The 6,390-nt window shown below is 66.2% G+C and carries 7 protein-coding genes; 3 read left to right on the forward strand and 4 right to left on the reverse strand.

Features of this window, described 5'->3' with window-relative positions:
* On the forward strand, positions 1-1,414 hold a 1,414-nt coding region (locus tag Q4E95_RS10225; RefSeq protein ID WP_303383210.1), incomplete at its 5' end, for an amidase family protein.
* Positions 1,415-1,460: 46 nt separating this feature from the next.
* Here the strand turns inward: Q4E95_RS10225 and surE are convergent.
* Both surE and Q4E95_RS10235 read right to left on the reverse strand, forming a co-directional pair.
* Positions 1,461-2,309, reverse strand: coding sequence for a 5'/3'-nucleotidase SurE (gene surE, locus Q4E95_RS10230; RefSeq protein ID WP_303383211.1), 849 nt, complete (start codon positions 2,307-2,309; stop codon positions 1,461-1,463).
* Between the two features lie 48 nt (positions 2,310-2,357).
* Positions 2,358-3,320: a 1-phosphofructokinase family hexose kinase gene (locus Q4E95_RS10235; RefSeq protein WP_303383212.1), complete on the reverse strand. Its 963-nt coding sequence runs from the start codon at positions 3,318-3,320 to the stop codon at positions 2,358-2,360.
* A gap of 62 nt (positions 3,321-3,382) precedes the next feature.
* Here Q4E95_RS10235 and Q4E95_RS10240 point away from each other — a divergent pair, with 62 nt between their 5' ends.
* Positions 3,383-3,862: a GNAT family N-acetyltransferase gene (locus tag Q4E95_RS10240; protein WP_303383213.1), complete on the forward strand. Its 480-nt coding sequence runs from the start codon at positions 3,383-3,385 to the stop codon at positions 3,860-3,862.
* Here the strand turns inward: Q4E95_RS10240 and Q4E95_RS10245 are convergent.
* The gene (locus Q4E95_RS10245; RefSeq protein ID WP_303383214.1) at positions 3,859-4,278 is read right to left on the reverse strand and encodes a ChaB family protein; all 420 of its coding nucleotides are present in this window, start codon (positions 4,276-4,278) and stop codon (positions 3,859-3,861) included. The two genes, Q4E95_RS10240 and Q4E95_RS10245, sit on opposite strands and share 4 nt — an antisense overlap.
* Before the next feature lie 106 nt (positions 4,279-4,384).
* Between Q4E95_RS10245 and Q4E95_RS10250 the strand changes: the two genes are divergently transcribed.
* The gene (locus Q4E95_RS10250; protein WP_303383215.1) at positions 4,385-5,593 is read left to right on the forward strand and encodes an NAD(P)/FAD-dependent oxidoreductase; all 1,209 of its coding nucleotides are present in this window, start codon (positions 4,385-4,387) and stop codon (positions 5,591-5,593) included.
* 87 nt (positions 5,594-5,680) lie between these two features.
* Here the strand turns inward: Q4E95_RS10250 and Q4E95_RS10255 are convergent.
* On the reverse strand, positions 5,681-6,390 hold a 710-nt coding region (locus Q4E95_RS10255), incomplete at its 5' end, for a phosphatidate cytidylyltransferase (RefSeq protein ID WP_303383216.1).

A 6,390-nucleotide genomic window follows, 5' to 3' on the forward strand; every position in this document is an offset into this window, starting at 1 on the left:
CGATCAACTGTGGCGCTGGAGTGCGACCGAGATGGCTCAGGCCGTGGCCGGGGGGCTGGTCTCCAGTCGCGAGGTCGTGGAGAGCTGCCTGGGGCGGATCGACGAGGTCAACCCGCAGCTCAATGCTCTGGTGGAGGTGCGGCCCGAAGAGGCACTGTCCCTGGCTGATGAGGCAGACCGCCGGCGTTCCGCCGGTGAAGAGCTCGGCCCTCTCCATGGTGTGCCGGTGTCGATCAAGGTGAATTCCGACCAGGCCGGTTACGCCACGACCCAGGGCGTGTCCGCCTTCCAGGACGCCATGGCCAACGAGGACAGCCCTCATGTGGCGAGCCTGCGTCGTGCCGGGGCCGTGCTGATGGGCCGGAGTAATTCCCCGGCCTTCGCCTATCGCTGGTTCACCAACAACGACCTGCACGGGCGCACCCTCAACCCGTGGGACTCCTCCCGAACCCCGGGCGGGTCCAGCGGCGGGGCGAGCTCGGCCGTGGCCTCCGGGATGGTGCCGATCGCCGGCGGCAATGACATCGGTGGGTCGGTGCGTTATCCCGCCTACGCCTGCGGCGTGGTGGGCTTGCGGCCCACCGTCGGGAGGGTGGCCCAGACCTACCACCCTGACGACGTCGACGCGTCACTGTCCGTGCAGACCATGCTCGTTCAGGGCCCGCTGGCCCGCAGTGTCGCCGACATCCGGCTGACGATGAGGGCACTCAATGACTTCAGTCACCGCGACCCCGCGTTCGTCCCCGGTGCCCGTGCTGCCGTCCGCCCCGCCCGGCCCCTGCGGGTGGGGCTCGTCCGGGACCTCGGTGTTGCCGCCCCCACCGCGGAGGTGAATGCTTCTCTGGACCAGGCAGCCGACTATCTGCGCGATGTGGGCTACGTGGTGGAGGAGATCGAGCTGCCAGTTCTGGCTGAGGCCTACCGGCTGTGGTATCTGCTCTGCATGGAGGAGTTCCGCCTGGCCATGCCCATGGTCAATGAGGTCGGGGACCAGGGCATGCAGAAGGCCGCGGAGCATTACTACGCCGTGGCCGCCGAGTGGTGGGGGGAGAAACCGACGCTTGAGCAGTTCATCACCGGTTACGCCCGGCGGGGCACGCTGATCCGCCAGCTCGGGGAGATCCTCGAGTCCTACCCGCTCATCGTCATGCCGGTGTCGTCCGAGCAGGCCTTCGAGCAGGACGCGGACATCGCCAGTGTCGAGAGCATGCGCCGGCTCATGGCCGCGCAGGCATCGATGATGGCGATCCCCGTCCTCGGGTTCCCGGCCATGTCGGTGCCCACCGGGGTTGCCAGCGGCCTGCCGACGGGGGTGCAGTTGCTCGGGCGGCGTTTCGACGAGGAAACGCTGCTCGAAGCGGCCACCGTCATCGAGACGCGCGCCGGGACGTTCACTCCAATCGACCCCCGCTGAGGGGAATGACGGTCATCTACACAACCCATGCCCGCCGCGAGGGTCGCTAGGTTTTCCGCATCACCGTGGCGGCATCCACGGCGATGTCCTCCTGCGAGGCCGCGGCACCCGACGTGGCGGGCGGGGTGATCCCCAACTCATCCAAACCAATGGTGCGCAATTGCGCGTTCGTATCGTTCACCGGTGCCCGCAGCAGGGTGGCCGTGGCCCAGCCGTGGGTCAATAAGTAGTGGTCGCTGTCCGGTTCTTCCCGCCCGGTCTCGGCGCTGTAGGTCACGGCAATGTGCGTATCGTCGCCGCGGTGGATCTGCGCCTGCACCGCACCGAAGGAGGCCAGATCGGCAGGCTTGAGACCGCGAAGCCGGTCGGGAGCGACGTCGGGAACATTGATGTTCAAGATCCTGCCGTCGAATGCGCGCGATTCCCACCGTTCCAGCGCGAACTTGGTGACCAGCAGCGCCGTCTCCCAGTGCTGCGGTTTGCCGGACGTGATCGAGACCGCGATTCCCGGAATTCCGTGCGACGCCGCCGTCAAGGCAGCGCCCACCGTGCCCGAATGCAGCGTAGCTTTACCGGTGTTCGCGCCCAGGTTCACGCCCGAGAGCACCATGTCCGGCACCTCGCCGAACGCGCCGTAGGCGGCCAGAAACGCGATCAGGGCCGGTGCCGCTTTCACCCCCACACACTCGACGCCCGCGGGCATGTTGGGCGGATGAGCGTCAACGAGCGCGATCTTGCCGTCGACCTCCTCCCCGGACAAGGATGCACTGGCACCCGAGTACTCCTCGGCGGGCGCGGCTACCTTGACCCGGTGCCCGCGGTCCAGGGCGGCCTGGGCGAGAACCGCTAGACCCGCGGATGCAACGCCGTCGTCGTTGGTCACAAGGATGCGCATGGCCCCATGCTTCCACGCCGCCCGCTCGCTCACCAGAGCCGAACGTGTTTAGGACAGTTTCCGAACGGTGATCTGCCGCGCGAACTTCTCGATGGTCGTGCGATTGCCCGTGCCCAAACCCCGCCGCGCCACATTGAGTGCGCCGGCGGAGGCGCCCAGAGCCACGGCGTCCACCAGGTCGAGGCCGCGGGCGAGGCCCACCGAAATTCCGGCGGTCATGGAATCCCCCGCGCCCCGATGGTCCAGCGGCGTGATCGACGGCGCCGACACCTCGCGCACCGAATCCTTCTCGATCAGCAGGGCCGGGTCCTTCGCGCGAGAGATGACGACGGCGCCCGCCCCACGTTCCAGCAGCATCTTGCCGGCCTCGGTGAGAGACTCGGCGGTCTCGTCCTCGACGAGCTCGAGGTCCATGATCTCCTCGTGACTGATCTTGAGGACGTTCACGCCGGCGGCGACACTGGCCAGTGCGGGCTTCCCACTCAGGTCAGCAACCACCGGGGTTCCGGCATCGCGCGTATCGCGAATGAGGCGACCGAAGAACGACGGCGGGAGCACGTCCGCCGGCTCCGCACCCGTGACCACCAGGACATCGGACGCCAAGGCATCCACGAAGGCTGTGCCGTACAGATCGTCCAGCTCGTGACGGGAAAGCTCCGGTGGCGGCATGTGCGCCCGGGTCTCCCGATCGTCACCGCGCAGGTCGTACACGTAGCCGCCATTGCCATAGCCGTAGCGGACGGCATTGACCTGCATGCCCATCCCGTCCAGCATGGTGCGGATCAGCGAACCCAGCTCACCGCCGAACGGGCCGTTGATCGCAACCTCTGCCCCCAACGAACCGGCCATCCGCGCAACCCACAGGCCCTGTCCGCCCGGATGCAGATGCACATCCGACTCGTGTTCACTGCGGTTGCGATGAGCAGCGGGCTCGGTCATTTCCACCACCAGCAGCGGGGTGGGAACCAAAATCGATACGCGGGGCTTGTTCCCGGTGGGCGTCGGAGTCATGGCCGAAAACTACTACGAGTTAGGCCCTGGTGAACAGTTGACTGAGGTGCCACCATGGGGGAATGAACACCACCGCCCCGGTACGCATCCTGGAAGGCCAAGCCGCCAGCGATCACACGCAGAAAGTGCTGACCGCGTACTTCAGCGAACTCGATCATCGCATCGACGGCGGCTTCGACCCTGACCTCACCGAAACCAGCTCACCCGAGCAGGTCACCCCGCCCCACGGCGACTTCTTCCTGATGACAGAACTGATCTCCGGGGAGGTCATCGCGTGCGGTGCCGTCCGCAAACTGGACGACTCCACCGTGGAACTCCGGCGGATCTGGGTCACCCCCGATCACCGCGGCAAGGGCCACGCCCGCACTCTCGTCCGTTCGCTGGAGAACAAGGTTCGTGCGCTGGGTGCCCACACCGCCGTGGTCTCCCTCAACGAAGAAATGACCGAGGGCATAGCCATGTTCCGCAAACGAGGCTACGAACCCGTGGAGCCCTTCCACGAGAACACCACGGCCACCGTGTTCTTGGGGCGAAAACTTTAGCCGCGGGCTTCTTTGGTCTTCTTCCGGTTGGCCTTGTCGATGGCGTCGACCAGTTCATCCTTGGTCATGTCCGACCGTCCCGTGATGTCCAATTCCTGGGCGATGCCGTACAGGTGTTCCTTGCTGGCCTTGGCGTCGACGCCGCCCGCGGATTTCTCCTCGTTCAGGCCACCTTTTTCGGCGCGCTCGTCCGAGGGCCCGTTCTCGTCCTTGGGCTCCCAGTGGTCGCCCACCTTCTCGTGGGTGTGCTTGACGGCTGACCACGCGGTGCGAGCAGCGCGCGATGAGCTGTCGTACTCGTCCTTGGCGGAGTCGTAGGTCTGCGCAAACGTGTCCTGGGCCTTCTCGTCCGAACGGCGCAGGGTGGACGGGATCTCGTCCTGAATGGCGCGGCCGTCCTTGTTTGCCTTGGGCATGATCAACGTCCTCTCACGAGACACCTCATCAATGGCGTGCTCACGATTCTAGGCCCGGCAAGCTCTCCCGTACATGGTGGAGCGTGGTCGGTGTAGTGTCCCTCACATGGTCACCCAGTCGCTCCCAGGCCCTCCCACCCACGCCCGAATTCTCGTCGCGGGGGGCGGCAATGGGGGGATCGCGCTGGCCGCGAGATTGCATCGACTGGGTGAGGACGACATCGTCATTGTCGAGCCCCGCGCGGAACACCACTACAGACCGTTACTGTCCTACGTCGGAGCGGGTCTGGCCGCCATCGATTCCGCACGCAGGCCCCAGGGGCGGGTCATGCCGTCCGGGTGCGCCTGGGTGCGTGACGCCATCGCCGGGGTCGACCCGGAAGCCTCGCAGGTGGTCCTCGCCAGTGGGGCCACGATCGGTTACGACCATCTGGTGGTCGCCGCCGGATCCCAGCCGGACTGGGACGCCATCGACGGCTCGGCCGAGGCGATGCACACCCAGAATGCATCCACCAACTACTTGTTCGATCTCGCACCGAAGACCTGGCGTCTGGTTCAGGGGATGCGTTCCGGGACAGCGGTGTTCACCATGCCCGACGACAGCTGCCCCTGTGCAGGCGCATCCCAGAAAATTCTTTACATGGCGTGCGACCTGTGGCGCAGCCGCGGTGTGCTCGAGGACATCCGCGTGGTCGCCGTGGTGCCGACCGACACGGTGTTCGGCGTGCCCGGCGTGGACGAGGAGCTCGAACGCAAGATCGACGAATACGGGATCGAACTACGCACCCGCACCCGCATCCAGTCCCTGCACCGGGACACCGGCACCGCGGTCCTGGACAACGACGGTGTGCTCGAGGAACTTGATTACGACTTTCTCCACCTCACGCCACCGCACGCCGCACCGCGGTGGGTCGCAGCCTCCGGTCTCTCGTCGGAAACGGCACGGGGTTTCGTGGACGTGGATCCCGAGACGTTGCAGCACCGCCGGTACCCGAATGTGTGGGCGGTGGGTGACATCGCCGCCACCCCGGGATCCAGCTCGGGCGGTGCCCTGCGCAAACAGACGCCCGTCGTGGCCAAGAACATCCGGTCCGCACTCAACGACAAAGCTCCACGAGCTCGCTACAACGGTTACACGGTCAGTCCCTTCACCGTTTCCCGCAGCACGTTGGTCCTCGCGGAGTTCGCCCCCGACGGCACCCCGATGCCCAGTACCAGACTCTTCGAACTTCGCAAGGAGCGGGCCCTCACCTTCCTTCTCGACCGGTGGTTGCTGCCGCAGATCTATTGGCATCGCATCCTGCGCGGCAAGTGAAGCTGCTGTAAACCCGGGGCCGGACCCGGCGTGCGTATTGTCCGGCACTCGGCAGCGCAGGCAGCCTCCGTCATGGCGGTCGGGCCACTAGCCGCTGAAGAAGAACCGCGTCATGTGGAAGAACACCGGCGCGGCGAAGATCAGGGAGTCCGTGCGGTCCAGGATGCCGCCGTGACCGGGGATGATCGCGCCGAAGTCCTTGATCCCGCGGTCGCGTTTGAGGCTGCTCATCACCAGGCCGCCCACAAAACCCATGAGGCACGCGATCAGCGACAGCAGCGCGGCCTGCCACGGGGTGAACGGGGTCAACCACCACAGGGCGGCACCCAGTGCGGTGGCTGAGAGCACTCCCCCGATGAAGCCCTCCCACGTCTTGTTGGGGCTCACGTTGGGCGCGATCTTATGGCGGCCCAGTGTCTTGCCCCACAGGTACTGCAGCACGTCCGAGCCCTGCACCACCACGCACACGAAGAGCAGGAGCGCACCGCCGGCCACACCGCCCGAGCCCACCGGAGATCCGTCCGCGGCGGATTTACCCTCGTTGAAGGCCACCGGCAGTTGCAGGACCGCGGGCAGATGACTCAGTGCGTACACGCACACCATGAGCCCCCATTGGCTCAGGGCTGCGCGGTGCAGGAAATGATCCGTTCGACCGGACAGCGCCAGCAACACGGGCAGGAACAGGAACGCGTACACCGGAATGAAGATCGCAAACATTCCATACCAGTGCTGCCACATGAACCAGTAGTGCAGTGGGGTCAGCACGGCCATGATCCAGATCAGCGCGCGGCCGTCCT

It is taken from the genome of Kocuria sp. (assembly GCF_030536815.1).
Classification (GTDB): Bacteria; Actinomycetota; Actinomycetes; order Actinomycetales; family Micrococcaceae; genus Kocuria; species Kocuria gwangalliensis.

Coding starts and splice junctions, on each gene's coding strand:
- Q4E95_RS10250 (WP_303383215.1), top strand. CDS start 4,385: ATGGTCACCCAGTCGCTCCCAGGCCCTCCCACCCACGCCCGAATTCTC.
- Q4E95_RS10235 (WP_303383212.1), bottom strand. CDS start 3,320: ATGACTCCGACGCCCACCGGGAACAAGCCCCGCGTATCGATTTTGGTT.
- Q4E95_RS10240 (WP_303383213.1), top strand. CDS start 3,383: ATGAACACCACCGCCCCGGTACGCATCCTGGAAGGCCAAGCCGCCAGC.
- Q4E95_RS10245 (WP_303383214.1), bottom strand. CDS start 4,278: ATGCCCAAGGCAAACAAGGACGGCCGCGCCATTCAGGACGAGATCCCG.
- surE (WP_303383211.1), bottom strand. CDS start 2,309: ATGCGCATCCTTGTGACCAACGACGACGGCGTTGCATCCGCGGGTCTA.